Genomic DNA, 26,899 nt, shown 5'->3' with positions numbered 1-26,899 from the left:
TAGGAGCTAGGAGCTAGGAGCTAGGAGCTAGGAGCTAGGAGCTAGGAGCTAGGAGCTAGGAGCTAGGAGCTAGGAGCTAGGAGCTAGGAGCTTTCCACCAACGTGATAGGATGAATGGATCCAATGGGTGGGACTCACCGCTTGGCTCGCTTCTCTTTCAAAGGCTCCCTCATGTTTGCCGGTGGTTTGGTCCTGGCCAGCACGCTGATCTTTTTCGCTGTTTGGTTGCAGCGGTCCGAGCAGCTGGGTTGGTCGCGGGAACGGTTCGACGATGAAATCGACCAGATCTACTTGCAGCGTCGACGTCGCTCTCGCCGCCGGGTGAACTTCCTATTCCTGGTCTGCGGCATCCTGGTGCTGGTCGCGACACTGGCGTCACCCAAAAACCATGTCGTCTGGTTGAGCTGTTGGATCTCGGTGATGTTGGTTTTGATGACCATTCTGTTGCTGGCGGGACTGGATGCCCTGCGGACCATGCGGCACGTTCGGCATCGACTGGATCATCTGCGGCAGAAGCGGTCCTGAGTTTTTATCGGAGGGCTCGCGCCCTACCGCTTTCAACGGACGTGTGAAACTTGTCTCGGTCAGGTTGTGGCTTGACTTTGAATCCCGGCGGTGGCTATCGACGCAGACATGATCACCGACGATTCCGTTGCCGTGCGTCGTCCCCGACGATGGGACGAACCGATGGACCCGCACATGACCGATGCGGATGTGGGATGGCTGCGCGAACAGTCCCCTTTTTCCAGCCTGGATCCAGCCGCGTTCCCCAAGACGATTCCGCTCGATGGGATCCTTCGCAACGATTGCCGGCTGCATCGTTTTGCTCACGGTGAGGTGATCGCTCGGGAGGGCGACTACGCCAACAGTGCCTTCCTGGTGGTTGATGGACACGCGGAGCTTTTGACTCGCGAGTTGCCACCGGAATCGCTTGGTCGGCGTGAAACCGAAAAGGTGTCGTGGCCCAAAGCCGTTTGGCAATTGCTGCGTCCATCTGGCGTCCGGGAAGCTCGGCGTCCGGATGAAGTGGTCCCGAACGTTGAGCTGCACTCCTCTTCGCATCACGCGGAAGACCGTCCGCCCGTCCTGCAATTGCAAGACTTTGATGGGTTGGTCCAAGCCGGTCAGAGTGTGCGGCTGGGTGCTGGCGAATTGTTCGGCGAAGTCGCGGCGATGTACCGGGCCCCTCGATCCGCCACCGTGGTCTCGCAGGGCAACAGCACGTTGCTGGAGATTCGGCTGCAGGGTCTGAAGATGCTCCGTCGCGATCCCGCGTTCTCGCAGCGAATGGACGATCACTACCGCGAAAATTGGTTGCCGTTGCACTTGCGTGAGATCCCGTTGCTGCGGTTCTTGCCGGAGCAGAATTTGCAGCGTGTCGTTGCGGCGACGGTCCAGCGCTCCTTTGGTCGATTGGAATGGAACGCGGACTACAAGAAGACTCGCAAGCTATCGCCGGCCGAACAGATTGAAAGCGAACCGGTGGTGGCGACCGAAGGGCACCAAGTCACCGATTTGATCCTTGTTCGCAGCGGCTTTGGTCGAGTCTGCCAGAGCTACGGCGCGGCTCAACGAACGACCGCTTACCTCGGCAAAGGTCACCTGTTCGGGCTGGAAGAAATCGCTCTGGGAGTGACCAACGAAGACGGTCCCATCAACTTGCCGCTGCAACATTCGCTTCGCGCGGTTGGGTTCCTGGACACGTTGCACATTCCGGTCGAATGCTTTGCAACCGACATCCTGCCGCACGTTCGCCGCAGCGAACTGCCCGCGCTGGCTGCGAAAGCGTTGCTGCGAATGCCCGCGACGGAAGAAGCTCGCGAACGCCGCAGCGAAGAGCGTCCCAAGGTCGAACTCCCGATCGTTTCGACGTCTGTGAATCACAACCGCGAAGAAACTTGGCAGGATCTGCCCAGTCCCACCGGGACCTCGTTCGAGCCCACTGGGTTGCTGGAATTCATCGTTCAAAACCGTTTCAACAACGGTCGCGAAGCGATGATCATTGACTTGCATCGCTGCACCCGTTGCGATGATTGCGTCAAAGCCTGTGCGAGTGTTCACGACGGGAACCCACGATTTGCGCGCGTCGGCGTCAATCACGATCGCCTGCAGTTTGTCCAAGCCTGCATGCACTGCACCGATCCCGTTTGCATGATCGGTTGCCCCACAGGCGCTTTGCACCGCGAGGAATCCACCGGTCACGTTCGCGTTTCCGAATCGATTTGCATTGGTTGCGGCACGTGTGCCAAAGGCTGCCCGTACGGCAACATTGAAATGGCGGCGGTGAACGATCCGCAGGGTCGGCCCTACACCGACGAAGCCAGCAACCGACCGATCACCAAAGCGACCAAGTGCGACATGTGCAGTGGCTTGCCGACGGGTCCCGCTTGCGCAGCGGCTTGTCCACACGACGCGATCGTGCGAATTGACTTGAGCGAGTCACCGCCCCTAGAAGATTGGTTGAGGAGACGAACATGAGCGTGGCTGAACGCCGGCGTTCCACGTCCTCGCGACGCTGGCAACAATTCCGAACCGATCTGGTCTCCCAATTCCGAAGTCGAGTGTTTGGCTCCGGCCGGGCTTGGTCGTTTCGTCGTCGCCGCGTCGCGAGCTTGATGATGGTTGCGATCGCGATTGGGGTGACCGCTTGGATCTCGCAATCGCTGCACGCGGCGCTTCATCGCAGCAGTGTGATGACGGGCTGGACGCTGCTCAGTTCCATTTTGATTTTGTTTGCGATTGGGATCCGGAGACGGATCCCGATTCTGCCGCTGGGCACGATGAGCACCTGGACTCAAGTCCACATCTTCACAGGACTGTTTGCGTGCGGCGTGTTCGTGATGCACGTGCCTGCGATCGCGACGGGTCGGTTGGTCGCGGATGGTTGGCTGGAAGGAACGTTGAGCGCGCTGTTCATCGGCGTCAGCCTGTCAGGATTCTATGGCATCCTCGCCAGCCGTCGGTTGCCGGCTCGATTGACGGCCATGGGCAGCCAACCACGCTACGATCAAATCGATTGGCACCGAGAACAATTGGCGGCACGCGCGACGCAGCGTCTGGACAGTTTGACCAGTGTGGATTCACAGCGAGTGCTGGGTGAGTTCGACGACCAATACTTGCGTCGGTACTTGGAATCGCCGCTTTCATGGTCCCACCGGTTGTTCGCACACTCGTTTCGTCGTCGCCGTTTGGTGATCGGGCTGAAAGAACTGCACCGTTACCTGGAAGACGATGGCAAAGAAGTCGCCGATGAGCTGGCAGGTTTGGTTCGTCGCCGCGATGAACTGGACACACAACATGCTCTTCAGTGGCGACTGCGAGCCTGGGTGGCGGTTCACGCCGTGATGTCGTTGGGATTGGTGGCGCTCGCCATCATGCACACCATTCATGCCCTGCAGTTTGTGGAATCATGAGACGCGACGACTTTCAACTGCCGACACCACCACGGATCGAGCGTCCCGGGCACCCGTACTCCTGCGGTCGTTCACCGGGATGCGATCGATGCCTGCAAGGCCCGAGCCTGACGGGCGAGTGCCCTTTCGCCAACAGCAACGATCCGGAACAGGAAGCCTGCCATCCCCGGCGGACCTGGGCTGGTCGCCGTCGTCAGTTCACCGCTGTGATGTTGGCGTTGCTGGCGGTTGCGATGGTGATCCTGTTTGCGACTCGGATGACGCCCAAGGTGATCCAGCCCGGCAACCTGACCACCGCTCACTCGCAAATCCTGTCCGGTGAATTGGCTCAGGACCGATGTGCGGCGTGCCACCAAAACGCAACCAGCAATCGTTGGCTGGCAACGGCCAGCGAAGCGTCGGGCTCGGCCCCAAACACAGACAAGGGACTCTTCAGCCTGGCAAGCTGGATCAGGGGCGGCCAACACGCCGACCTGCCAACGGTGCCGATGACCGATTTGTGCCTGAATTGCCACGAACAACAGATGCCGCGTCAGTCCGCTCGCTGGGCACACAACTTGTCACCTGAGATTCGTGATGAGCTGACTTTGGCAGCGCTCGAAAAACGAGACGGCAAGACATTCGATTTGGAAGCCAGCTTGCGGGAGGCAGAAGCTTCCCAGAACAATCTGTCCCTCCAAACGGTGAGCCGAACGTCAGCGTTTCAAAACAACTTGGCGTGCAGCATTTGCCACCAAGAGCACCACGGAGCGGACGCCGACTTGGCTGCGATCACGGATTCGCGTTGCCAAACCTGCCACGTCAACCAATTTGGTTCCTTCGCTGAATCGCACCCTGAATTTGGGCAGTGGCCATACCAACCAACATCGAACATTCACTTCGATCACGGGCGGCACGCAAAAATTCACTTTCCCAGCGAAGCAGAGAAACAACACAGCGGAGCAGAGAAAAAAAACAGCGAAGCAGAGAAGAACTCCGGCGACCCGGCAACGAGCAACCGCTTCGCAACGTTTGATTGCAAGGCATGTCACATCGGCCCAAGTTTCTCGAGTTTTGACTTGGACTCCACCGATCCGGTGATGACCACGTTGCCTTACGAGATCGCTTGTGCCCAGTGCCATGATTCGTCCTTGCGAGTGCAGATCGCCGAAGGCCCGTCGCTATTGCAGTTGCCAACGCTGCCGGAGGACATCGCCGCACAAGTCGCCGAATGGCCTGAACTGGCGACGGGATTCGCGGATGGCACCGTCGACGGTTGGATGGCGTTGATGTTGCGAACCGAAACCAGCGAATCGGCACTCCGTCGATTCCAACGAGTGGAAGCGGCCAACTGGGACTCGCCCATCGTTCAAGTCGAAGCCGTGTCGCTCGCCAAGGCCATCACCCAGCTATCTCAAGACCTGGCCACCTCCGGCCAAGACGCGTTGATGCAGCGATTGCGTGACGCGGGCGTGGAGGAGCAGATCGCTCAACCGCTGGTCGAATCCTTCCCGCCCCAACTCATCCGAGACGCAATGGGAGTTTGGTTTAGAGGCGTTCCACCGATGCCCGCCACTTCGCCCGAGGCAGAACCGGTTGCCGACTCAGGCTTTGGATTGTTGGACAACGAACTGGACCGAGATCCGGCCGAACTGGATCCTTTGCTCGCCAATGACCCGTTGCTGACTGTTGATCCGTTGCTGGCGGACGATCCACTGACCGCATGGGGAGCGTCCGAGGAGAGCTCAACGTTGCCCACCAAGATCGATTGGGCGGCAGAACTGGCCGCTCGATACGATGCGGCGAAGACACAATCATTCGGCGGTTGGTACCGCGACGACCTGACGATGTCGATTCGATATCGCGGCAAAGGGCACTCCGACGCCGTGTTGCGATCGATGATTGAAATCATTCAGCGTCTGCCAGCCGACGATCCGCTCAGAGAAACCATGTTGGCGCAGCCCGCCGTCCAAGCCTGTGCGGCGTGCCATCAAGTCAACGCGAATCCCGGATCGGAACCGACCCTGGCATCCATGCGGTGGCGAGCTTTCCAAGCGAAGACCAACGGGGATCGGCTGACCCATTTCTCCCACACGCCGCACTTAAACATCCAGGGACTGCAGGACTGCCGGCACTGTCACCAATTGGGAACGACCAACCCGGCCAATGCGGTGCACATGGAAGGCGAATCGCCGGTGGAATTGTCGCCGGAGTTTCTGCCGATGACCAAAGCCAACTGCGCCAGTTGCCACACCAAGTCCGCCGCGGGGGATCACTGCACACGATGCCATCGCTATCATGTGCATGATGTCCCATGATTTTCACCCGCCGTCTCCACGCACCAATCCGTTTGCCAGTCGCCACACGCGACCGGGTGCGATCCCGTATCACTTTGATCCAAACGGGAACGACTCGGACCAGCCGATTGCTTCGATCCTATCGGGTCTGAGGCAACATCGACTCGGCTTGATTGTTGGGAACCACGGGTCCGGCAAATCAACCTTGCTGCATGGGATCGCGGAATCCCTGCAGGCCGAATTTCCCGGCGGGAAATGGATCCAGTTGACCGGTGATCCAGATCGTCCGCCGCTTCGAGGCGTTTCCAGCGTGTTGGCGAATGATCGTGCGGTGGGCGAGGTGCAGGCGACGGTTTCGCCCGGCGGGGTGCTGGTCGTCGACGGGGCGGAACAATTGTCGCCCTGGGGACGTTTCCATCTTCGTCGTCGAGCCCGGCGTGCGGGACATGCTTGTTTGGTCACGGCCCACCGAGACCTGCGTGGTTTTCACGTGTTGCACCGAACCAGAGTGACCGCCAAGCTGATCGAAGACCTGCTGCACGAATTGTTGCGAGACCACCCAGAAGCTCGCGAAAAATTGAAGCGTGCCAGCGAGGGTGGCTTGCCCGAGATGCTTGACGATGTCACCGACGTTCGCGAATTGTGGTCCCGACTTTATGATGTCGTGGGATTGCCAGCGGAGAAGTCTGAGTCAGGATGTTCCAGCAATCGTCTCGACGCCCTTCCCGAAAACTGCCCCGACCACTGAGTTGATCCTTCATGGCTGTTCGTTTGAACGTGATCGTGCTGCGTCCCACCGGCGAGCATCGCCATTTCGACCCGGCCTGCGACGATGCCGTGGGGCAATTGCTCGGTCGGCCTGGTTTGGACCTGGTGTTGCTGGATCGGATTCCTGGCCCCAACGAATCGGGTACCGAACGGTTGGCGGTGGAATCCGTCGCGGGCGACGTTGCCTGTGTGGCTTGGACGGATGCCGAACAAGTTTCCAAACCACTCGGATTGTTGGGCAAACGAGTCGCTCGCGTGCCCCATCGTCGCGATGTGGAAGCCGCACCGGTTCAAGACGCCGAACCGATCGCGAAGCTGTACCACTTTGACATGCGTCGCGAGGGAGCCTCGCAGACGATCTTGGCGGACTTGCAAGCCTTGCTGGCGACCCGGCAGACGCCGACGTTTCAGATCGGGGCGGGCGGATCGGCGAAGCCCATGCGAGCGAGTGCGCCGGCGGCTCCGAAAGCCCAGTCCAAAGTCGCCCCCATCCAGAACATGACACCGTCCCCGGCCAAGCCATCGGCGGCCGTCGTCTCGCCGCCGCCATTGACTCCCAATCAAGCCACGGACTTGGATGCATTGGTGGATCAACTGGACGAGCTGGATCTTTGATTGGAGTGGGTGTGCGAGGGTTGCAGATCGAATGCTTGCGAGCGGATTTGGTTGCGAGGGGGCTTGGCCGTTGAGGGTGGCCCGACGGAACAGTTGAGGACAACTGTTCTACTCGGGTGCCCGGACTGTGGAGCACTTTGGTTGCGCAAGTTGTCATCCCGGTGGTGCAATCCAGGAATCTACTTGGCATCCGCAATCAGAGCGTCAATGGTGACGGATTGTCGACTCAGTTCTCAACGACGTTTCGACGCTCGTAGGATGGGCACTCTTGCCCCTCAGAGCCGGCCAAGACCACCCATCACAACCCGACGCGTGAGCGAGGGACGGCCCCAACTCGCACGACGGCCCCATCCGGGGCGACCGTTTGTTTTCCGGCATCGGTCTCTCGGGGCTTCCGCCCCGAGCTAAGCAAGACGGCCCCATCCGGGGCGAAACCCAGACGGCAGCCACCATTCATTTTTCGAATGTCCCGCGCAGCTACCCCCGGCTACTATCCTTCATCCCTACCGGGATGGAGGGAGAAGCAAACATTTAAACATTCATGCATTGGTTGCGAGGGGGCTTGGCCATTGAGGGTGGCCCGACGGAACAGTGGAGGACAACTGCTCTACTCTGGTGCGCTGAGCGTCGTCGTTCCCATCAACGGCCGTTCTCAGACCATTCCGCTGATATGAGAACGAACCGTTTGAGATGAACAGCGACTCACTCGATCGGGCGAAGGTTCAGCGAGCCGATGTGGATGCCGCCTGGTTCGTCGTAACCGAAGATGCCGCTGACGCTGAAGTACTTTTCCAGGTCTTCCCACTCCGGCCAATCATTGCGCCGCATCAGCTCGGCCACGCGGCCCGCGATGGGGTTTTCGCCGCCACGCTTCTCGACCGACTGAGCGGTCTCTTCTGAGTTGGCCATTTCGTACAAGATGCGGTACGACTCGGCATCGCGATTGAACTGGAACAGGAACGGCGTTTCGCCTTCGAGTTTGGCTCCCAGTTCACTGGTCAACAGCACGTAGTCCTCATCGTCGGCCAGGCGATCAATTTCACCGGCCTCGGCACGCAGCACTTGCAGCAGCACTTCGCGGCTGTCGCTGAACAGCAACCAGTTGTCCAGCAACATCACGCTGTTTTCTGGCACGCGGACACCGGGTTGTTCAAATTGACGCTGTTCGGAGAAGTACACCGTTTTGCCGCGGAGCACCTCGGGCTTCATTCGTGCTGGCGGTGCTTTGGCTTTGACTTTCTCGAGCAGCTTGTCAGCCTCCTTGGCGTCTTTGACCTCGATTGCGATCACGCGTGCCATGGAGTTCCAGTTGGCGGGCAACTGATAACGCTGGATCGTGACAGCCCGACCGGTCATCAACGGGAACACTTCTTCCTTGAGTGAGACATCAAATCGCTCTTTGGCTGGCTTCTCCGTGTTCTTTTCGAAGCTGCCTTCCCCCGCGAAACGGTTGACGATTTTGGCAATGTTTTTGAACGCGGTCTCAATGTCCCATCCCACACAGGTGAAACTGGCAGCGTCGGCGGGAACCCAAGTCGGCGGCGAGACTTCGATGTCCTCGGGACGCAGCACACCGAAGAATCCATCACGCGGTGGATCGATCAGCACATGCATGTGCCCAACCGATTCAATGATTTCACCTCCGCGAAAGACACTGCCGCCGATCCCGCGAATTTTTTCGATGCCCAGGTCTTGGACAATCGGCGCGATGAAGAACGCCGAACCACTTCGGGCGATGATTCGTTTCACAATGCCATAAGGATTGACGAAGAACGTGATCTGCGGGATCTCGGCTTCGGCACCGATCGACCGACTCATCACCGCCACGAAGTCCGCGTTTTGGGCCAGCGTTTCGGTTTCGGGAGAAGAAGTGGTGGCGGAGCGTCGCGAGCGTCCGGAGGATTGGCTGGTGTCTCGTTGTTCGTCATTCAGTTTCTTGGCAATGGATTGAGCGATCGTGCGTCCCAGTCCAATGACATAGAAGCCGTCTTGTTCGAACCATTCAATGACATCGCCATTGCCACGCTGACGAACCAAACGTGTCAGTTCGATCGAACCGATCTGTTCGTTCTGGACGATGAAGCGGTTCTTTTCAGCCAGCTCCATCAAGCGTCCGACCAAAGTTTCCATCGCTTGGTTGTTCGGCCCAGCATCGATCATGATCGCCACCGCGAAGGAATTCTGTTGCCGGCGTTTGTCTCGCAAGCGACGAGCGATCGCGTCATCGTCTTCTTCCTCGTCCGCCTTCTTTTCGTCCGTTTTCTCTTCCGGCGGCGGGCCCTCGAGCAGGGCGATGGCGAGTTGGCCTTGCGGCAGTGACCGAAGTTCGTCGAGCGTCAGCCCCATTTCTTTGCCGGGTTTATCGAACAGATCGTTCAGAATTTGATAGATGTCCGAAACGAAGGGACGCATCTTGGGATCGTCCAGCATTTTCCCCAACGAAGACCCGCCCCAGTCGGCGCGAATGTCGTTGACATTGTCGACCCGCAAGTAAGCCAAGGTCCCCGAGGGCAACAGCCGGGGAGCCGGAACGGTGGTCCGACTGTCTTCCGTCGGTGAACTTTGAGCAGCGACCTCCGGTGCCAAGGCGATCGAGCCGATCGCGAGCAGAAGGCAGGCGACTGTCGTTATCAACGTTACAACTGGAAACTTCCGTGTGAACGAGCGACTGAAAGGCAAGGATCGAAGAGGAATCATTTTGGACGAGCTCGTGGGGGCTAGCTACAATCAGAGAAGGAGTGTCACTCCCTCAATCGTATCCGAAACCCAACGTCCACCGAGCGATAGTCGCATGAAACGAACGTCTCAAATTGTAGCGTGCCTGGCCGCATCCACTCTCTGGATCGCACTGGGATCGTCGGCGCTGGCACAGCAGGGTGGAACAGAAACCGCCGCGGGCGGCCAAACAGACGGCGCCATCAGCCAAGGTTTGGACCCCGACGCAGTCTTCAGTGAGGGCATCCAGCGAGGCGGAGCAGTGGGTGCCAACACAGCATCGCCTGTCGGTGCAGCCGCGGTGTCCCAAGCGGGCGGTGGCGGCACGGGAGGCGGCGGATTTGGCGGTGGATTTGGCGGTGGCGGTGGCCTCGGAGCGGCCTTTGGCAGCCTGTTTGGAGGTGCCAACGCGGCCCGTGGCAACACAGCCACCCCTCCGATTCGAACACGACTTCGCAGCGCCGTGGAAGTCGCCCCCCTTGAATCCAGTCGTGTGCAGCAGTCCGCCTCATCGCGTCTGCGGGGCACATCGAATTTGACCACCGTCAACGGCAACCTGCCTGGCCGTATGAATTCTCAATCCTCGCGGTATGATGGCGTGAACGTTCAGATCCAAGATCGCACCGCCACGCTGAGCGGCATGGTTCGCAACGAATCCGATCGCCGAATGACCGAATTGCTGATGCGATTGGAACCGGGCGTCTCGCGAATCGACAACCAAATCAGCGTTCAACCCTGACGCTGCCGTTGCACGTTGGTTGGCCATGATTTCCATTTGCATTCCAGGCCAACGAAGCGTCTGATAGGGAAGTCACGCCGGATCAAAATCACACCGCCGCTTCCTCTTTTCAATTTGTTTGACTCCGATGGTCTCATTGCCGCTCGTCACGACCTCTGATTCGGAGTCCGCCGGCCCCCGTAAAAAGCACTTGCTGAACTGGTCGCTCGATCAGCTCAAAGAATGGTTGCAAGAGCAGGGCCAAAAACCCTTTCGTGCCAAGCAAATCCGGCGTTGGCTGTTTTCCGGACGAGCCACCTCGTTCGACGAAATGACGGACTTGCCGGCCAAGCTGCGAGATCAGCTCGAAGAGCACTTTGCGATCTTCAACGCCACCGAAGCCGTCGTCTCAAAGTCCAAGGACGGCACTGAGAAGATCCTGATTCGTTTGGTCGACGGCGGCGAAGTCGAATGTGTGTTGTTGCGGGACGGTCCGCGACGCAGCATTTGCGTCAGCAGCCAAGTCGGTTGTGCGATGGGCTGCGTGTTCTGCGCCAGTGGACTGGATGGCGTGGATCGCAATCTGACCGGCGGCGAAATCCTGGAACAAATGCTGCGACTGCAGCAACGCCTGCCCGCCACCGAACGACTCAGCCACATCGTGATGATGGGGATGGGCGAACCGCTGGCCAATTTGCCAGGTGTGTTGGCCGCTCTCGACGTCGCTCGCAATGAAGATGGGCTGGGCATCAGCCCGCGACGCATCACGATCAGCACGGTGGGGTTGCCACCGGCGATCGACAAACTGGCGGCAACCGGGGTTCCGTACAACCTGGCGGTCTCGCTGCATGCCCCCAACGATGAACTGCGAAGTGAGCTGGTCCCAATCAATCGCAAGATTGGAATTGAACCTGTCTTGGAAGCCGCGGATCGCTACTTCCACTCCTCGGGTCGACGTTTGACGTTCGAATACGTGTTGTTGGGGGGGATCAATGATGGCGATGAACACGCGCGTCAGTTGAGCCAAATTCTTCGCGGCCGCAGCGTGATGATGAACGTGATTCCCTACAACCCCGTGGCGGGTTTGCCCTATCGAACGCCCAGCGGGGCCGCGATCGCACGATTCCGAGCGATTTTGGAATCCGCGGGGGTGAACGTGAATTTCCGGCAACGCAAAGGCGACGAAATCAACGCGGCATGCGGCCAACTGCGTCGCAACCGCGGTGCCCAAGAAGCCGCGAAGTAGTGCCAACGCGCTGTTTTGGCGAATTCTCGCAATTGTGTTGACCCCTGTGGGCTGAATCGACTATTCCACGACCTTGGCGATGAACGCATCGCCATTTGTGTGTCAGTCATTCAATTCCAGGGATGGAAAATATGTCCGTTTCAGTCATGCGGATCTTGGGTCGTTTTGCTCTTGGTTTCTCGGTCGCAGCCGCAACGCTCTCGATGACCGGTTGTGGTTCGTCCACCCCCGAATCCGTTGCCTCCCAATCCGCCACAGCCACCCCAACCACCGCTGCTTCTGCGGACGAAGCCGAATCGGTTGTCGGTCAGTTCCTCGACCGTATTCGTCGTGGTGGCGCCGAGAACACCGCCATGACGCTGCTGACCAAGCGTGCTCAGTCGGAATTGGCTCGAATTGGCCACGTCGTCCAGCCGCTTGGATCGCCTGACGCCGAAGTCACCATCACCCGCAGCGAAGAAGTCGGGATGGAACACCTTCCCGAAGGCCAGAAGTACCCCACGCGATTGGTTCACTGCGTCTGGAGCGAGCCCTCCCAAGCCGATGGAACCAAACAGGAATTCCAAATTGTCCTGCCCGTCGTGCAACAAAGTGAAGGCTGGAGAATTTCGGGAATGGTCCTCGGGATCGCGACCGGCGAACCCGAGCTGATCCTGGACTTCGAAAACGGCGACGAAATGGCTCGCATCCTGAACGCTCAGGACCAAACCCAAACCGCTGCGGCCCCCGCTGCAACCGCCACCGAATCGATGCAGCGATAGTTCGTCGATTGGCGTCCACCTCTCCCGAAACGAAGTTTGGGGAGAAGTGGAGCGAAGCGAGGGGAGGGCTCAGCATTGGATCCGGCGCGTAACCGTCCCCGGCCCGAAGCGGTCCGACCCTCCCAAAGGGAGGGTGAATTAAAACGGCACGACCTCCTTCGTCGGGCGGGGTTCTGACGGCGTTACTCGCACGGCACTTAAGAACCGCACGACCTCTGAACCCCGGGTGTCCCGCGAGACGTCTCTGGTTGGGAACGCTTTGCGCACAATCCTCCGCCACGAAATCCGGCCTGAGGAAGATTCCACGCCATTTCTGATTGGCCGCCTTGTCCGCGGCGAGCGACTTCTAAGATGCCAGTCGCCCCGGCCATCCCGCAAATCCCCTTGAAAACGTGAATTTGCGGGGCAATCGGCTGAATCCGCCGGGAAATCGTCGTCCCGATTTCGAGGGGCGAGCCACGGACTGGGTTCCGAGCGGACGGCCCAAACCCGCTCGGCAGAAGGAGTTTGGGTGCTTTGGGCAATTGACAACATTTACGAGCGAGCTACCGTAACGCAAAGTCACTGCAAGCGGTAATGTCACCGCACCTCCCCCTGAACCCCCTCTCATGGGCGAATAACGGACGGAGTGTAAACGCAATTGATCAGGGTGACCGGATGCCACCTCAATTCAAGCGTGCGAACACGGATCGCACCGAAACCTCCGAACTTAACTCTGGAGAAACACATGAATCGGAATTTGGTGAAGGGTACCGCCGTCGTCGCACTGATGTTGGGTGCGTCGTTGGCTTTCAGTAGCAATGCAAGTGCTTTCAAGTTCTTGCACTCCAACCAATGCTGCAACTCAGGCGGCTTGTTCAGCGGCTTGAAGGCTCACAAGTGTGGCGGCGGATTGCTGGCCAAACTGAAGTCGAAGAAATGCTGTGCACCAGAGCCTTGCTGCGAACCAGCTCCAGCACCTTGCTGCGAACCAGCTCCTGCACCGTGCTGTGAAGCAGCACCTGCACCAGCACCTTGCTGTGGCACACCTGCACCTGCTCCTGTTGTCGAAGCAGCTCCTTGCTGCGGTGGCTCAGTTGCTCCTGTGATGGAAGGTTCCGTCATGCAAAGCAGCGAAGGCTTTGAATTGGCTCCAGGCGAAACTTTGGTTCCTGGTAGCGTCGTCACCGACGAAGCTGCTGCAACCGAAGAAGCTGCTCCCGTCGCTGACGAAGCAACGGACGCGACTCCTGCCGAAGAAGCTGCTCCACCAGCACCTGCTGCTGAGGAAGCTCCTGCTGCTCCAGCCGCTGAAGAAGCCGCTCCTGCTGCTGAAGAAGCTGCTCCTGCCGCACCTGCTGCAGAAGAAGTCAAAAGCAGCAGCGACCAAGCTCAAGAAGCTGCTCCTCCAGTGCCACAACCCGATGCCAACACCGACATCTAGTCTGTGCTGATTGAGTTTCGACTCAATCCATCGAGAATGAAATTCAAAACCCCGCCTGTGTTCTCACAGGCGGGGTTTTGTTTTGTTGGCACGGGTTTGTTGTGGTGGAACGCTGGCTTGGAACGCGCATGGACCGAGGGACCGCTGGACGGCGTCTGGGTATCGCCCCGGATGGGGCCGTCGTGGGAATTGGGGGCGTCCCTCGCTCACCGGCTTGTTGATTCACTCGATTTCACAACCCGACGCGCGAGCGAGGGACCCACAGGCTCGTTGCAATGTCACGCGATCCCTCGCTAAGCAGGCACGCAGGAATGATTGGGTTTCACCTTGTGAGCCGTTTGGGCGTTAGCCCCGGTTTTGCGTGGGAACCGTGGCTAACGCCAAACGGCTCACATACTCGATGACACCTGGGTACCTGCTTAACGCTTCGGGTTAGGATTCAATCAACAGGCCGTCACGTGTCGGGTTGTGATTGACGGCCTCAGCGTTCGACGCGAAATCAATCCTCGTCGTCTTCGAAGACGTCGTCCGCACCAGGGGTCTTGGGATCCTCCGGGGCTCGCTTGCGAAGCTTTCGCTGCAGCGAACGACGGTGGATGCCCAGTCGGCGGGCGGCTTCTGAGATATTGTTGCCGCAATCGGACAGCACCCGGTGAATGTGTTCCCACTCGTTCCGAGCCAGTGACGGTGCTGGGAATGCCAGCCCGCCTTCGGGAACGTTCTGCCCTTCTCCACGAATGAAGGCGGACAGAATGTCGTCGGTGTCTGCGGGTTTGCTCAAGAAATTGACCGCACCGGCACGGACCGCATCGATCGACGCAGGAATGCTGCCGAACCCTGACAGCATCAGGACGCGGCAATCCGGTTTGATCTCCAGCAATCGGCGGAGCAAATCCAAGCCGCTGCGACCTGGCATTCGCAAATCAAGCACTGCCAAGTCGGTTGGCGATTGGCTGAAAACGGCCACGGCTTCGTCGTAATTCCCCGCCATCGTGACGCGAAAACCACGGCTTTGCATGGCCACTGCCATCCGTTCGCGAAGCACGACGGTGTCGTCGACCAGCAAGATGCTTTCTGCACCCACGGTTTCGGAGGTGCACACCTCGGATGGACTGGAATAGGGCAGCACACCGTCGTTGCCGCTGTTCGGATCAGAGAAACTCATCGTTGCACCAGTGCATCAGTCGGTGGGAGTACGGGCGTTCCAGTATAGCAGTCGAGGGAAACGATTCAGCCCCACGGTCGGCATGGATTTCGCCAGTCGTCCGATCACAGAGGCCCACACGTCAGACGCATCCAGATTCCCCCCTGGTGAAGAGGTCGGGCAGTTTTCTGATGCTGGGTTTTCGCCAAGTTTCCACATGGCGTACCTCTCCCGAAACGAAGTTTGGGGAGAGGTCGAGCGACGCCGTTCAGGCGTACGCGAGGGTGAGGGCCGAGCATGGGATGCGGCGCGGATTGCCCTCCCCCGGAAATCTCGCTGAACGCTCGCTTTCCGACCCCTCCCGCTGCGCGGGCGGGGTTCTCAAGGCGTTACTGGCACGGCACTTCAAAACTGCACGACCTCTTTCAACGGGCGGGGTTCGCAAGACGCTGTGTGCACAGCACCTCAAAGCCGCACACCCTCTGAATCACTCCGCCGCGGTGGGTTCCTTGGGCAAAGGCAATCGCACCGTGGCGACCGTGCCCAAGCCCGGAGTGCTATCGAACTTCAGCGTGCCGCCCAATCGGGTGATCACATTGCGAGTCAAAAACAATCCCAACCCGATCCCACGGCCGGGTTCTTTAGTGGTGAAGAACGGATCGCCGGCGCGACCGAGCACCTCTTCGGACATGCCTTGGCCCTGATCTCGCACTTGCAAGCGAGCCTCTTCCCCGTCCACAAGCAACTCCACCGCGACGGATTGCTCCTGGTCGCTGGCATCCAGCCCGTTGTGAATCAAATTGCGGATGGCTTGGGCGACCGCCTCCTCGGGCAGCCACATCGGCTGGTCTTCCCACGACGCATCCCCAAAGGGCTCCACGATCTCCACCCGGTGTGGATCGCGAATGCCTTCGAGTGCCGTGTCGATCAAGTCGCCCAGCGTGGTCCGATTCCAACGTTGTGCCGCGGTGTCACCGGAAGCCGCTCGCATTCGGGAAAGAATCTGGCGGCACATCAGCAACTGGCCGTCGATCAACGACAAGTCCTCGTCGACGGACTTCGGTTTAGGAATGTCCTCCAAATGCCGTGTCAACTCACGACAAGCCACATCGATCGCTGACAGAGGCGAGGCCAGTTCATGAGCTGCCCCCGCGGCCAGCGTCGTCAAACCTTCCAAACGCATTGCGTCGGCTCGCTCGGATTGGCTGCGTCGAAGATCCCGTTCTCGCAAACGCAACTGACGAGAAATCCGGGTCACGAAGTAAGACAAAACGGTGGCACACGTCACGAAGGCAAACAACATTCCGCAGTCACGCAAATCCAACGTCGCGATCAACCAACCGGGAGTCACTGCCGGCTGAATCGTCAGCCCCGCCACGGACCAAGAATCGAGGAGCAAAACGACGTAGCCAAGAATCGCCAACCCAGTCAGCGTCCAGGTCAGCGGCGCGGTCAAGATAACGCCGCCAACGGCGATGTTCACCAAGTAAAACAAACTGAACGGGTTGTCCGCCCCACCGGTCAAGTACAGCATGGCGGTCAGCGTGATCAGATCCATCGCCATCAGCACAAACGCCACACGCAGCGGTGTCTCCGATTTGAACTCACTGAGCACATTGGCGTGGCCGTCCATGCTTTGCGAAAACATCTCTGCCTCGGCTTCCGCCCCAGCCGCTGACAAAGCCTGATCCGTTGCGGATTCCGTGGGCGATTTCCCGCGATTGCGTTCCGCTCGGGACAGCCACCAACCGTAGGCACCGTTGGTGATGGCAGTGAAGATCACCAATACCAGCAGGGCACTGATGGGAAGCAACGTCGGTGTGAGCAACCCCGCAAAGAGAATCGTGATCAGCTGGCCAACAATCGCGAACGTCCGCAGTTGCAACAACCAAGTGGACGATCCCAGGGGCGCGGGTGCGATCAGCGGCATGGCAGGCTCGTGCGAATCAGTGGGTTTCGCGACGAGTCAGCTCGTCACGCAATTGAGCTGCCAACTCGTATTTCTCTTCTTGAACAGCCGCGTCCAAGCGTTCCCGCAACGTTTGTCCGACCGAGTACTCGTTGCGAAGCGATTCGCGAAGGTCAACCAATCGCACGATCAATTCGTCTTCGTCGAAGTGCTCTTCGGCCTCGTGTTTGATAAAAAATTCACGCAGCGTGTCCAGCCCACGATTGATCGCCTGGATGGCTTCCTCGGGAGTGTTTTCTTCCAGTTCGCCGAGAGCCTCCGCTTGAGTGCGATGAAACAGCACAAACGGGCGATATTGCTCGTGCGATGAGATCCACTCGGGATCGTCAGACATTTCGTCGCACAAATCCATCAATCGCAACGTGTGATCAGCGTCCATCACGGCGCGGTGGTAAAACTGCAGCCGCAGCCAGCAGATTCGGCGGTGATAGAACTGCATGAATTCGCGATCGATTTCATTGCAGTCTTTTTCGGAAAGTTCCGCGTCGGGGTTTCCCAAGCGATTCATTTGCAGGTGCTGCAAATACGTTTCGCTGGACTCGATCAATTCGCCGTCCGGCCGGCCGGTCGTTTCCAGCTGGAGGATGCCCATGTCGACTCGCATCTGGATGACGTCGCGATCATCTTTGCCCTTGATCAGACGGACGTTGAGCGAAGTGGGGTCGAATTCCCAACTGCGGAGAAGATCGTCAAGATGCCGAGCACGCTTCATTGAGCAAGGATGCCAAAGTGAATTGAAAGGGAGAAGAGGATTGGCGAGAGTCATTCCATCGGACTCGCGCACGGATCAGTATAGCAAGGGCCCGCCAAACGAGAACCTTCAATCGTCCATGCGGGGCTTTCCACGCATGCGTTTCTTCTCGGATTGCTGGCGTTTTCCCTCCAACCGGCGCCGCTTGCTGCCCAGTGTCGGTCGCGTTGCGTTGCGTTTTTTGGGGGGCACCCGGCATCCCAGCAACATCGAGACCAACCTTTCGCGAGCGTCGGCAAGGTTTCGAGACTGGTCCCGCGTCGTTTCACTGTGCAGGACCATTTCCCCCTCTTTGTTGATGCGGGTCCCGAACTGGGTGACAAAACGCTTGCACCAAAATTCGTCGAATCCCGTCTGCGGCAGCGGCTTCCAACGCAACGTCACCTTGGAATTGACTTTGTTGACATTCTGCCCACCCGGACCACCACTTCGCGAGGCCGACCAATTCAGGTCCGCTTCTGCAATGATAAAACGATTTGTGACGTGTAAATCAGCCATGGTCTCTGGTTCTACAATGCATCTTGGATGGGGACCAGCGTCCGCTGCCGGATCCCACTTCAACAACTTGATTTCACTTCTTACCGAACGTATTTCGATGATCGCTCCACGAGCCCGCTTCCTGATCCCGCCCCGCCTGCTGGCCAGCTTCCGAGCCATTGCTCTGGTGCTGGTCTCATTTTCTCTCGGCTGGGCTGAATCCCCGCTCACTCAGCCTGACTGGCCCCGCTTTCTCAACGACGACTTCAGCGGCAGTGCAAAACTCACCGAGTCGGCTCCCAAATCCATCGCTTCCTTGAACTGGAACGATCCCCCCCAATGCCACTGGACGTTGGAAGTGGGAGACGGCTATGGCATCGGTGTGGTTCGCGACAACAGCTACTTTCACTTCGATGAAAGCAACGACACCGAACGAATTCGCAAGATCGACCTGACAACCGGAACTGTCCTGTGGTCGCGTTCTTACCCGCTGAACTACCGCGACATGTACGGGTACGAAACCGGTCCGCGATGCAGTCCGACCATCGCCGAATCGGGTGACGGTCCCGATCAAGCCCAGATTTTCACGTACGGCGTGGCAGGCCAACTCACCGCCTGGAGCTGTGCATCGGGCGATCAACAATGGACGACCAACTTGAACGAAAAATACGACGTCGTGCAGAACTTCTTTGGTGTCGGTTCGTCGCCGTTGATCGTCGGCGATCAAGTCATCGTGATGGTCGGCGGCAGCCCCGAGGAACAACAATCTCTGGCCCCGGGGCGGCTGGGCCGAGCTGTCCCAGAAGGAACATTGATGGTCTCGCTGGATCGAATGACCGGTGAGGTACGATGGACCGGCGGAGACGACTTGGCCAGCTACAGCAGCCCACGCACCATCACACTGGACGGCAAAGGCACACTGGACGGCAAAGACTACCTGCTGATGTTTGCCCGCGATCACCTGTGGCTGCTGGATCCCCAGGACGGCCAATCCCTCGGCAAGGTCTATCACCGGGCCGACATTCTGGAGAGCGTCAACGCGATGGTCCCGATCGTCGCTGGCAATCGAGTGCTGATCAGCGAGTGCTACGACGCGGGTGCGGCGGTCTATGACATCAGTGTGAATGGCAAGCAAGCCACATTCGAAACGGTTTGGAAAGATCCCGTCGGTCGCAGGCGATCTCAGTCATTGCGTTCCCACATGTCCACGCCGATCCTGCACGAAGACAACCTGTACGCCTGCAGCGGTCGGAATGCCCCCGACAGCGATTTCCGCTGCCTCGATTTTGCCACCGGCGAGGTCAAATGGACGGCACTGGATCGACGCCGAAGCACCGCGACCCGGCTCGGCGACGTGCTGTTGGTAGTGAAGGAAACCGGCTCGCTGCACGTCGTCCGGGCCACGCCGGATCAGTTCGACGAGTTGGCGGTCTGGGAATTGGAGACCGCTGCCGGCGACCGGCCCGCCTTGCGGTACCCGTGCTGGTCCGCTCCCGTGATCGTCGGCAATCGCATGCTGATTCGCGGCGACCAAATGGTGCTCTGCCTCTCCCTGCCGGAGCACAACCCATCCTGAATCGCTGGCCCGTACGACGGTCTTCCAAGACCGTCGACAACAATCCGTACGATGGCCTTCCAAGGCCGTCGCCCCACCGGTGAAAAGGTCCTTCCAGGGTCCACTCCATCCCTGCCAAGGCGAAAGAACACGGTTTGGCCGGGCTTGGAAGCCCAGCCTACGAACACCAAGACCAATCCAGCAAAGCACTTGGACCACTACTTTGAACGCGTCGCTTTGCAGCCGCGTAAAATGCGGTTCCTGGCGATCGCAGGACGCCACCGCAACGCTCGAACTCCCAACGAAACCATTCATGGACACTTCCCAACCCAAATCTGATTCGCCGTCTCGCGACCGACGCGATCCTGTCGGTGGGGTGATCCACTCCTATCAAAAGTACGATCCGGTCGCTTTTCCGCCGCCCAGCCAACCGCCGCCGGACCTGGTGTCGCCCGCGTTTGAACAAGCATTGATGTACGGCAACTTCCACGAATTGTCCGAGGAAGACCTCGCCAACGCGGTGAAGCTCGACCCCAGCCAGATCGCGGGCTTGGGCCCCAGCATCGACTTTCTGAAAGCGTTGCTGGAAGATCGCAAACGCAAGATCTTGGAAACCTACGAAGCTCGAACGGTTCAAAAGAAAGCTCGCAAGGCGTTTCATCAGGCCGCCAAACGCGTGCGACCACCCGCCAAGATGGAAAAGCTTTTCCAGATGGCGATCAATCAAGAACAACCCTTCATGATTGAGCGGCTGTGGTACCAGGCGGGCGACGACAACAGCGACCTCGCCCGCAATCTGCTGGCGACCGGTTCGGCGATGGAGGACAAACACAACCTCGAAGAGCTGGCAACCAAGTACGACTTCATCGGCAACGAATCGATGTCGATTCCCAAGGCACTCGAGATCAAAGAAGAACTCGAAAAGATTGACGAGTTGCTGCAGCAATTGGAAGAAGCCGAGAAGTCCGCTCAGATCGGTTTGATCGACATGGACATGCTCAGCGAGTTTGCTCAACCGAGCGATATGGAACAACTGGAGGACATGCGTCGCCAAGTCGAAAACTTGATGCGAGAACAAGCCGAACGCCAGGGCCTGGAACGCAACAAGGACGGCTCCGGCTTTCGCCTGACACCGCAGGCTTACAAGATCTTCCAAGGCCGTTTGCTGGAACAGATTTTCAGTGAACTCGATCCGTCACGCACCGGGCGTCACGAAGGCAATGTGGTCGGCGAAGGTGCCGTTGAACTGCAGCAGACGAAACCCTACGAATTTGGTGACAGTGTCGCCAACTTGGATTTGCCGCAAACGATCATCAATGCATTGCTGCGCCAAAAGGATGAACGTCCGCTGCGACTGCACAGCGATGACATTGTGGTCCACAAGACTCGCAACCACCCCAAGGCCGCCACGGCGGTGATCATGGACATGAGCGGGTCGATGCGGTACGAGGGCCAATACATCAACGTCAAACGCATGGCGTTGGCTCTCCAAGGATTGATCAACAGCGAGTACCCCGGTGACTTTTTGAAGTTCATCGAGATGTACACGTTCGCCAAACTGCGGACGCCGGGCGAAATCATTGAGTGCATGCCCAAGCAGGTCACCATTCATGATCCCTGGGTTCGCTTGAAGTGCGACATGAGCAACCCAGACATCAGCGAGCACGAAATCCACCCGCACTTCACCAACATTCAGCACGCGTTGCAAATGGCCAGGCAAAACCTGGCCACCTGCGACACTCCCAATCGACAGGTTGTGTTGATCACGGACGGTTTGCCAACCGCCCACTTCGAAGGCGAGTGGCTGTACATGCTGTACCCACCCGATCCGCAAACCGAAGAAGCGACCATGCGGGAAGCTCAGCTTTGCGCCAAAGAAGGGATCACGATCAACATTTTCTTGATCCCCAGCTGGTCACAAAGTGAAGAGGACATTCGGTTCGCTTACCGCATGGCCCAATCAACCCGCGGCCGAGTGTTCTTCACCAGCGGCAAGAACCTTGACCGGTTTGTGCTCTGGGACTACGTCAACAATCGCCGCAGCATCATTGCGTAAAAAGTGGCATGGGCTTCGAGCCTGTGATTCGAACCGACATCCGCGATCTCACAAGCTGGAAGCCAATGCCACATGCTTTTCTCACAGCCTGGAAGCCTATGCCACTTTGGTTGGCGTTGTGCTAAAACGCCTGCATGGCTGAACCAATCTCAAAACAACAGATGGCGTGCGACGAAGCGACTGCGAAGTCGCTGATCGCAGACAATTGGAACGCGGTCCGACAATCTGTATCTGAAACCGCCGAGCGCTGCGGGCGTTCCCCCGATAGTGTGCGAGTGGTCGGTGTCACCAAATACGTTGATGCCGAAATCACCGACTGGTTGGTCGAAGCAGGCTGCCATGACCTGGGTGAGAACCGTCCGCAATTGCTGGAGAGCAAATTCCAAACGCTCGACAACTCCACCATTCGCTGGCATCAAATTGGCAACTTGCAGCGAAACAAAGTCCGCCGCCTCCTTCCCGCCGAACCACTCGTTCACGCGATTGCCAGCGAACGGTTGCTCGCTGCGTTGCACAACGAAAGCCTGCTTCAGTCGCGTTCCATTGCTGGGTTGATCGAAATCAATGTCAGCGAGGAAGAGGCCAAAACCGGATTGCCCATCGAGCAGTTGGAACCGCTGCTGGTTCATTGGCGGGATCTCGCGGCCGCATCCGACTCAGGACTGCAGATCCAAGGCCTGATGGCGATGGCGGGCTGGGGCACCGACGAGGCCGCTGCCGCCAAGCAGTTCGGCAAACTGCGAGAACTTCGCGATCGAATGGAATCCGCCACCGGAATTTCACTTCCGGAATTGTCGATGGGAATGAGCGGCGATTATCCCGCCGCGATCGCCGAGGGCGCCACGCTGGTCCGCATCGGCACGAGGTTGTTCCAAGGTGTGCTGCCGACAGGTTGATGCCAAGACGGAGGTAGTGGACGAGGTCACGAGTCCTTTTGAGCGAGTGAGAAACGAGGGACTCGTAGCCTCGTCCACTACCACGGACTTTCATTTTAGCAACGCGTGAACAACAAGTGACGTAGCGGAAGGGCGCGAGCCCTCCGGTTCCTCACCGGGCGGCTTGCGCCACACCGCTAACATCGTCACTTGTTGTTCACGTGGTCCTTGGGCGTTGACGCGTCTGGAGGGTCCTCGTGGCAATGGATGCGAGAATCGGAAAATGGCTTGACGACGGAACGTGTGAGGACGGAACAATTGGGGACAATTGTTCTACTCTGGAGCCGACTCGGTGATTGCAAATTGCAAAGTGAACATTGCAAACGAGTGGTCTGTTACCGTTAAAAGTTAGGATTGATCGTAGTGGACGAGGCAACGAGTCCTTGGATTTGACGCCAGTTCAGGACTCGTAGCCTCGTCCACTACCCTAAGAACAAGTCGTGACAGACCACTAGCAATTGAGAGAGGGCGGTATCACGTGCCAAAAGCATTTTGCAATTTGCAATCAAGAGCGACGCGACCTCGTACCGCCATCTTTTACAAAGCCTGCATCAACGCTTCGCCAAACGCTTGCCGAACCTTGGAAGCGTCCGCGTTCGGAAAATTGGCTCGCTGGACCATCAGGATCATCGCCACTTCTTTTTCCGGATCGATCCAAACCTGTGTTCCATGAGCACCCCCGTGACCGAACGTTCCCGGCGTGAGGGCCTTGGTCACGCCTTGCGGTTCGCGAATCACGCAGCAACCGATCGCCCATCCGTTGCCGGGGGTGAAACCAGTTTTCAAATCGCCGGTGCAAACGGTTCGCATCTGTTCCACGGCTGACTGAGACAGCAATTGCCGATCGCCCACTCGTCCCCCTCGCAACAACATCTGGCTGAACTTTGCGTAGTCATCCGCCGTGGAAAACAAACCACCATTGGCGGCGGGGAATCGGTTGCGGTTCATGGCGGTGCCACCGGACAAGACTCCGATCGTGGCTTCTTCCAGGTGCTTTGGTTTGTTGCCATCACGATCGACAACGCGGTAGGTCTTCGTCAATCGCTGGTGCTGTTCCGGCGACAAGTAAAACGTCGTGTCGGTCATCCCCAATGGCTGGCAAATTCGCTCTTCGACAAAGCGGTCGAACGTCATTCCAGAAACCACCTCCACAATTCGGGCGGCGGTGTTGATGCCCGTTTGGCTGTACCGCCATTCGCTGCCCGGTTCGAACATCACGGGCAACTCGGCGTATCTTTCAGCGGCGGCTTCCAGCGTGGGTTCGGTGTAGGCACTCTCGCGTGGCAATTCGCTCATGCCCGAGGTGTGCGTCATCAAATGCCGAATCGTGATGTTCGCTGGCGTTCCGTCGGCCAGCTTCAAACCCTTCATCGCTGGCAGGTGCTTTGCGATCGGATCATCGACCGAAAGTTTGTCTTCGTCTTGCATCATCAGCACGCAAGCTCCGGTGATGGGCTTGGTCATCGAAGCGATCCAGAACAGCGTGTCTCGTTGCAGCGGCGTTTCTTTGGCAACATCAGCCATCCCGACCACGCTGGCGTGCTTCACCGAATCTGGGCCGACCACCAGCGTGACCGCCCCCGCGATTTCTTTGTCCGCCACGAATTGCTGCATTGACTGCGTGATCGCAGGGATTTCGGGATCGTTTGCTCGAGCGTGATCGACAGCCAAATTCCCGGCCAACAAACTCATCACCAATGCACCCAAAATCCAACGCATGATCTCGCCTCCGCCACCAAGGAACTCACCAGCGTCCGACACAATTGCCTGACGCCCCAAAACATTCGAGCTGTTGATTCACTGAGCGGTTTAGGCGTTCACATCGGTTCCACCAACAAAGAACCGGGGCGAACGCCCAAACGGCTCACAGGAAGAACCGAAAGTCGACTCAATCAACCGCCTCATTCTATTCGGGCTGACGAACGCGATGTTTGCTCCCCCGCGGCACGGGATTTTCTTCGCCGCCCATTTATGGCATGGTGAAGAACCACAGCGAGGCATCCACTGTCAGGTCGCTCGCACGGATCCTCCTCGAACTGAGAACCATCGTTGGCGAAGAAGAAAATCCAGACGCGAATGCGAACCTTTGGGATTCATTCCAAGTGGGATGGTGAATCCAAAAAACTTCCACGGTTCATCCGCAGCACCACCATCATCCCGGCTCGAGTGGACGTTGAATTTGGGTTCATCGTCAACATCAGGGGTGCCAAAAACCAAGAGCTGTTTTTCTGCATCGATCACCCTGGCATCAAGGATGAAAAAGGCAAAACTCGCGAGCCCTTTGATGGTTCCGTGTACGTCAAAACCAACGATTGGAACTTCTACTTGGGCGACACGGTCTGGGACCCGATCGACGACAAATTGGGTCCGTGGCAAATGTGGCTGGAGATCGACGGCAGCATCGTCGCCGAGAAAACCTTTGAGGTTGTCCCGGCATCGGATGTGGCGGAAGCTTCGTAAGACAGTGGTATCAACTTCCAGCCGGTCACGACAGGCGAAGCAGGCACGCAGTTGTCGCGGGCATGTGAGCCGTTTTGGCGTTCGCCACGGTTCCCGCGTACAACCTTGCTAGCGAAGGGGGGATCGGCGTCCAGCCTGTCAATTCATCGCGACGACAGGTTGGAAGCCTATCCCACACCATTGCCGATCCTAGAGATCCATTGCTTTGGATTCTTCGGTGAAGATGGTTTGAGAACGGTCGGGGCCGACCGACAACACGCCCACCGGAACCCCCACCAACTCTTCGATGCGTTTGACGTAAGCCAGCGCGAGTGGCGGGAAGTCTTCGACCGAACGAGCGTCGTCGACGGGCGTGTTCCAACCTTGAATCGTTTCGTAGATTGGTTTGCAACGACGAAGCTGTTCCGCATGAGCTGGCACGCGATGGATTTCCTTGCCATCCAGTTCGTATGCAACGCAAACTTTCAGCTCGTCGAAGTGAGCGAGCACGTCCATCATCATGAGTGCCAAGCGGGTCACACCAGACAAGCGCGCGGTGTAACGAACGGCGACCGCATCGAACCAACCGCAACGACGCGGACGTCCGGTGGTCGTTCCAAACTCGTTGCCAAGCTTGCGAATCTTCTCGCCGGTTTCGTCTTCCAATTCGCTTGGGAAGGGACCTCCGCCAACACGCGTGCTGTACGCCTTGCAGACACCGAGAACTTGGTTGATCCACTTGGGCGGCACACCGGCACCGGCACAGACCCCAACCCCTGACGAGTTGCTGCTGGTGACGAACGGGTAAGTCCCATGGTCGATGTCCAGCAAGGCACCTTGGGCACCTTCGAACAGCATCTTCTGGTTGGCTTCGGCTGCGTCCAAGACCATGTCGGTCGTGTCGGCGATCATGGGAGCCAAACGTTCCGCCCAGGAAGCCGCCAGAGCGACCATCTTTTCAGGTGCGATCGAATCAAGTTCTTCCTCGGAGGCACCCAAGTTCTTCAACAACGCTTGCTTCTGTGAAGCAACGGTTGAGATGCGTTCGTCCCGAGATCCTTCGATCAAATCGATCATGCGAATCGCGTGGGTCCGTCCGACCTTGTCACGGTAACACGGGCCGATGCCACGGTTGGTGGTGCCGATCGATTCGCCGCGCACGGCGGTGGCGTTGATCGTGGCGTCCTCGATCATGTGCCAAGGCATCACCAAGTGAGCCCGTTCACTGACCTTCAGATTCTCAAAAACGTCGATCCCGCGAGCTTGCAGGCCATCGATTTCTTGGAGCATCGTGGTCGGGTTGATCACGACGCCAGGGGTGATGACGTTTTGAACATCGCTGTGCAGAATCCCGGATGGGATGTGATGCAGCTTGTAGGTTTCATCACCAGCAACGACGGTGTGTCCCGCGTTGGCTCCGCCTTGATAGCGAACAACCCAATCAAAACGTGGTGCCAACAAGTCGACGAGTTTGCCTTTGGCTTCGTCGCCCCACTGCAGACCAATGACGCAAGTTCCGGACAAGGGATTTTCTTTCAGTGATGAAGGGTCGGTGACACGGAAAGGCCGTTCGACGAGCGATCCGCCCGCAAACATTCAGCCTTCCGTTCTCGATCAAAGTTGGAAGAAGTCAGCCGA

At 58.3% G+C, this 26,899-nt stretch carries 22 protein-coding genes; 15 read left to right on the top strand and 7 right to left on the bottom strand.

The window, feature by feature from the left end:
• The first annotated feature begins 171 nt into the window (after positions 1-171).
• The 6 genes from RISK_RS11940 (at position 172) to RISK_RS11915 (ending at position 7,072) form a co-directional block, all read left to right on the top strand.
• Positions 172-525 carry a hypothetical protein gene (locus tag RISK_RS11940; protein ID WP_173442652.1) on the top strand — a complete coding sequence of 118 codons (354 nt, stop codon included), beginning with the start codon at positions 172-174 and terminating at the stop codon, positions 523-525.
• A gap of 90 nt (positions 526-615) precedes the next feature.
• A complete protein-coding gene (locus tag RISK_RS11935; RefSeq protein WP_047814515.1) occupies positions 616-2,478 on the top strand; it encodes a cyclic nucleotide-binding domain-containing protein in 1,863 nt (620 codons plus the stop codon).
• On the top strand, positions 2,475-3,413 hold the full coding sequence (locus RISK_RS11930; RefSeq protein WP_047814514.1) for a hypothetical protein: 939 nt from the start codon (positions 2,475-2,477) through the stop codon (positions 3,411-3,413). Before RISK_RS11935 ends, RISK_RS11930 begins: the two co-directional genes overlap by 4 nt.
• A gap of 209 nt (positions 3,414-3,622) precedes the next feature.
• Positions 3,623-5,710 carry a hypothetical protein gene (locus tag RISK_RS11925; protein WP_047814544.1) on the top strand — a complete coding sequence of 696 codons (2,088 nt, stop codon included), beginning with the start codon at positions 3,623-3,625 and terminating at the stop codon, positions 5,708-5,710.
• Positions 5,697-6,437 (top strand): ATP-binding protein, encoded by a 741-nt coding sequence (locus tag RISK_RS11920; RefSeq protein WP_236696231.1) that lies wholly within the window; start codon positions 5,697-5,699, stop codon positions 6,435-6,437. The genes RISK_RS11925 and RISK_RS11920 overlap by 14 nt, the downstream gene beginning before the upstream one ends.
• 11 nt (positions 6,438-6,448) lie before the next feature.
• Positions 6,449-7,072 (top strand): hypothetical protein, encoded by a 624-nt coding sequence (locus tag RISK_RS11915; protein ID WP_047814512.1) that lies wholly within the window; start codon positions 6,449-6,451, stop codon positions 7,070-7,072.
• A gap of 702 nt (positions 7,073-7,774) precedes the next feature.
• Here the strand turns inward: RISK_RS11915 and RISK_RS11910 are convergent.
• Positions 7,775-9,706, bottom strand: a complete 1,932-nt coding sequence (locus tag RISK_RS11910; RefSeq protein WP_236696230.1) for a DUF3352 domain-containing protein — start codon at positions 9,704-9,706, stop codon at positions 7,775-7,777.
• 157 nt (positions 9,707-9,863) lie between these two features.
• Here RISK_RS11910 and RISK_RS11905 point away from each other — a divergent pair, with 157 nt between their 5' ends.
• The 4 genes from RISK_RS11905 to RISK_RS33035 all read left to right on the top strand — a co-directional run bounded on the left by RISK_RS11905 (position 9,864) and on the right by RISK_RS33035 (position 13,935).
• The gene (locus tag RISK_RS11905; protein WP_047814511.1) at positions 9,864-10,526 is read left to right on the top strand and encodes a BON domain-containing protein; all 663 of its coding nucleotides are present in this window, start codon (positions 9,864-9,866) and stop codon (positions 10,524-10,526) included.
• A 127-nt stretch (positions 10,527-10,653) separates the two neighbouring features.
• A complete protein-coding gene (gene rlmN, locus RISK_RS11900) occupies positions 10,654-11,751 on the top strand; it encodes a 23S rRNA (adenine(2503)-C(2))-methyltransferase RlmN (protein WP_047814510.1) in 1,098 nt (365 codons plus the stop codon).
• A gap of 131 nt (positions 11,752-11,882) precedes the next feature.
• Positions 11,883-12,512, top strand: coding sequence for a hypothetical protein (locus RISK_RS11895; protein WP_236696229.1), 630 nt, complete (start codon positions 11,883-11,885; stop codon positions 12,510-12,512).
• 1,102 nt (positions 12,513-13,614) lie between these two features.
• Positions 13,615-13,935, top strand: a complete 321-nt coding sequence (locus tag RISK_RS33035; protein ID WP_236696228.1) for a hypothetical protein — start codon at positions 13,615-13,617, stop codon at positions 13,933-13,935.
• Positions 13,936-14,434: 499 nt separating this feature from the next.
• Here RISK_RS33035 and RISK_RS11875 read toward each other — a convergent pair whose 3' ends face one another.
• The 4 genes from RISK_RS11875 to arfB form a co-directional block, all read right to left on the bottom strand.
• Complete coding sequence (locus tag RISK_RS11875; protein ID WP_047814506.1) at positions 14,435-15,100, bottom strand: response regulator transcription factor; 666 nt, start codon at positions 15,098-15,100, stop codon at positions 14,435-14,437.
• A gap of 466 nt (positions 15,101-15,566) precedes the next feature.
• Entirely contained in the window at positions 15,567-17,009 is a 1,443-nt protein-coding gene (locus tag RISK_RS11870) for a sensor histidine kinase (protein WP_047814505.1), read from the bottom strand.
• 16 nt (positions 17,010-17,025) lie between these two features.
• Complete coding sequence (locus RISK_RS11865) at positions 17,026-17,760, bottom strand: UvrB/UvrC motif-containing protein (protein WP_047814504.1); 735 nt, start codon at positions 17,758-17,760, stop codon at positions 17,026-17,028.
• Between the two features lie 108 nt (positions 17,761-17,868).
• Positions 17,869-18,456: an alternative ribosome rescue aminoacyl-tRNA hydrolase ArfB gene (arfB, locus tag RISK_RS11860; protein WP_449314167.1), complete on the bottom strand. Its 588-nt coding sequence runs from the start codon at positions 18,454-18,456 to the stop codon at positions 17,869-17,871.
• Here arfB and RISK_RS11855 point away from each other — a divergent pair.
• The 4 genes from RISK_RS11855 (at position 18,395) to RISK_RS11840 (ending at position 22,783) form a co-directional block, all read left to right on the top strand.
• Positions 18,395-19,852, top strand: a complete 1,458-nt coding sequence (locus RISK_RS11855; RefSeq protein WP_047814502.1) for an outer membrane protein assembly factor BamB family protein — start codon at positions 18,395-18,397, stop codon at positions 19,850-19,852. The two genes, arfB and RISK_RS11855, sit on opposite strands and share 62 nt — an antisense overlap.
• A 51-nt stretch (positions 19,853-19,903) precedes the next feature.
• Positions 19,904-20,170, top strand: a complete 267-nt coding sequence (locus tag RISK_RS11850) for a hypothetical protein (RefSeq protein ID WP_047814501.1) — start codon at positions 19,904-19,906, stop codon at positions 20,168-20,170.
• On the top strand, positions 20,145-21,887 hold the full coding sequence (locus tag RISK_RS11845) for a VWA domain-containing protein (RefSeq protein WP_047814500.1): 1,743 nt from the start codon (positions 20,145-20,147) through the stop codon (positions 21,885-21,887). Before RISK_RS11850 ends, RISK_RS11845 begins: the two co-directional genes overlap by 26 nt.
• Before the next feature lie 134 nt (positions 21,888-22,021).
• Complete coding sequence (locus RISK_RS11840) at positions 22,022-22,783, top strand: YggS family pyridoxal phosphate-dependent enzyme (protein ID WP_047814499.1); 762 nt, start codon at positions 22,022-22,024, stop codon at positions 22,781-22,783.
• Between the two features lie 576 nt (positions 22,784-23,359).
• Here RISK_RS11840 and RISK_RS11835 read toward each other — a convergent pair.
• Positions 23,360-24,541, bottom strand: a complete 1,182-nt coding sequence (locus tag RISK_RS11835; protein ID WP_047814541.1) for a serine hydrolase domain-containing protein — start codon at positions 24,539-24,541, stop codon at positions 23,360-23,362.
• Positions 24,542-24,871: 330 nt separating this feature from the next.
• Between RISK_RS11835 and RISK_RS11830 the strand changes: the two genes are divergently transcribed.
• Positions 24,872-25,282 carry a DUF3859 domain-containing protein gene (locus tag RISK_RS11830; protein ID WP_047814498.1) on the top strand — a complete coding sequence of 137 codons (411 nt, stop codon included), beginning with the start codon at positions 24,872-24,874 and terminating at the stop codon, positions 25,280-25,282.
• A 189-nt stretch (positions 25,283-25,471) separates the two neighbouring features.
• Here RISK_RS11830 and RISK_RS11825 read toward each other — a convergent pair whose 3' ends face one another.
• Positions 25,472-26,785: an adenylosuccinate synthase gene (locus tag RISK_RS11825; RefSeq protein ID WP_173442651.1), complete on the bottom strand. Its 1,314-nt coding sequence runs from the start codon at positions 26,783-26,785 to the stop codon at positions 25,472-25,474.
• Positions 26,786-26,899: the final 114 nt, after the last annotated feature.

Origin of the sequence: Rhodopirellula islandica (genome assembly GCF_001027925.1) — a bacterium.
Lineage (GTDB): Bacteria > Planctomycetota > Planctomycetia > Pirellulales > Pirellulaceae > Rhodopirellula > Rhodopirellula islandica.
This window is presented reverse-complemented; position numbering and strand designations above follow the sequence as displayed.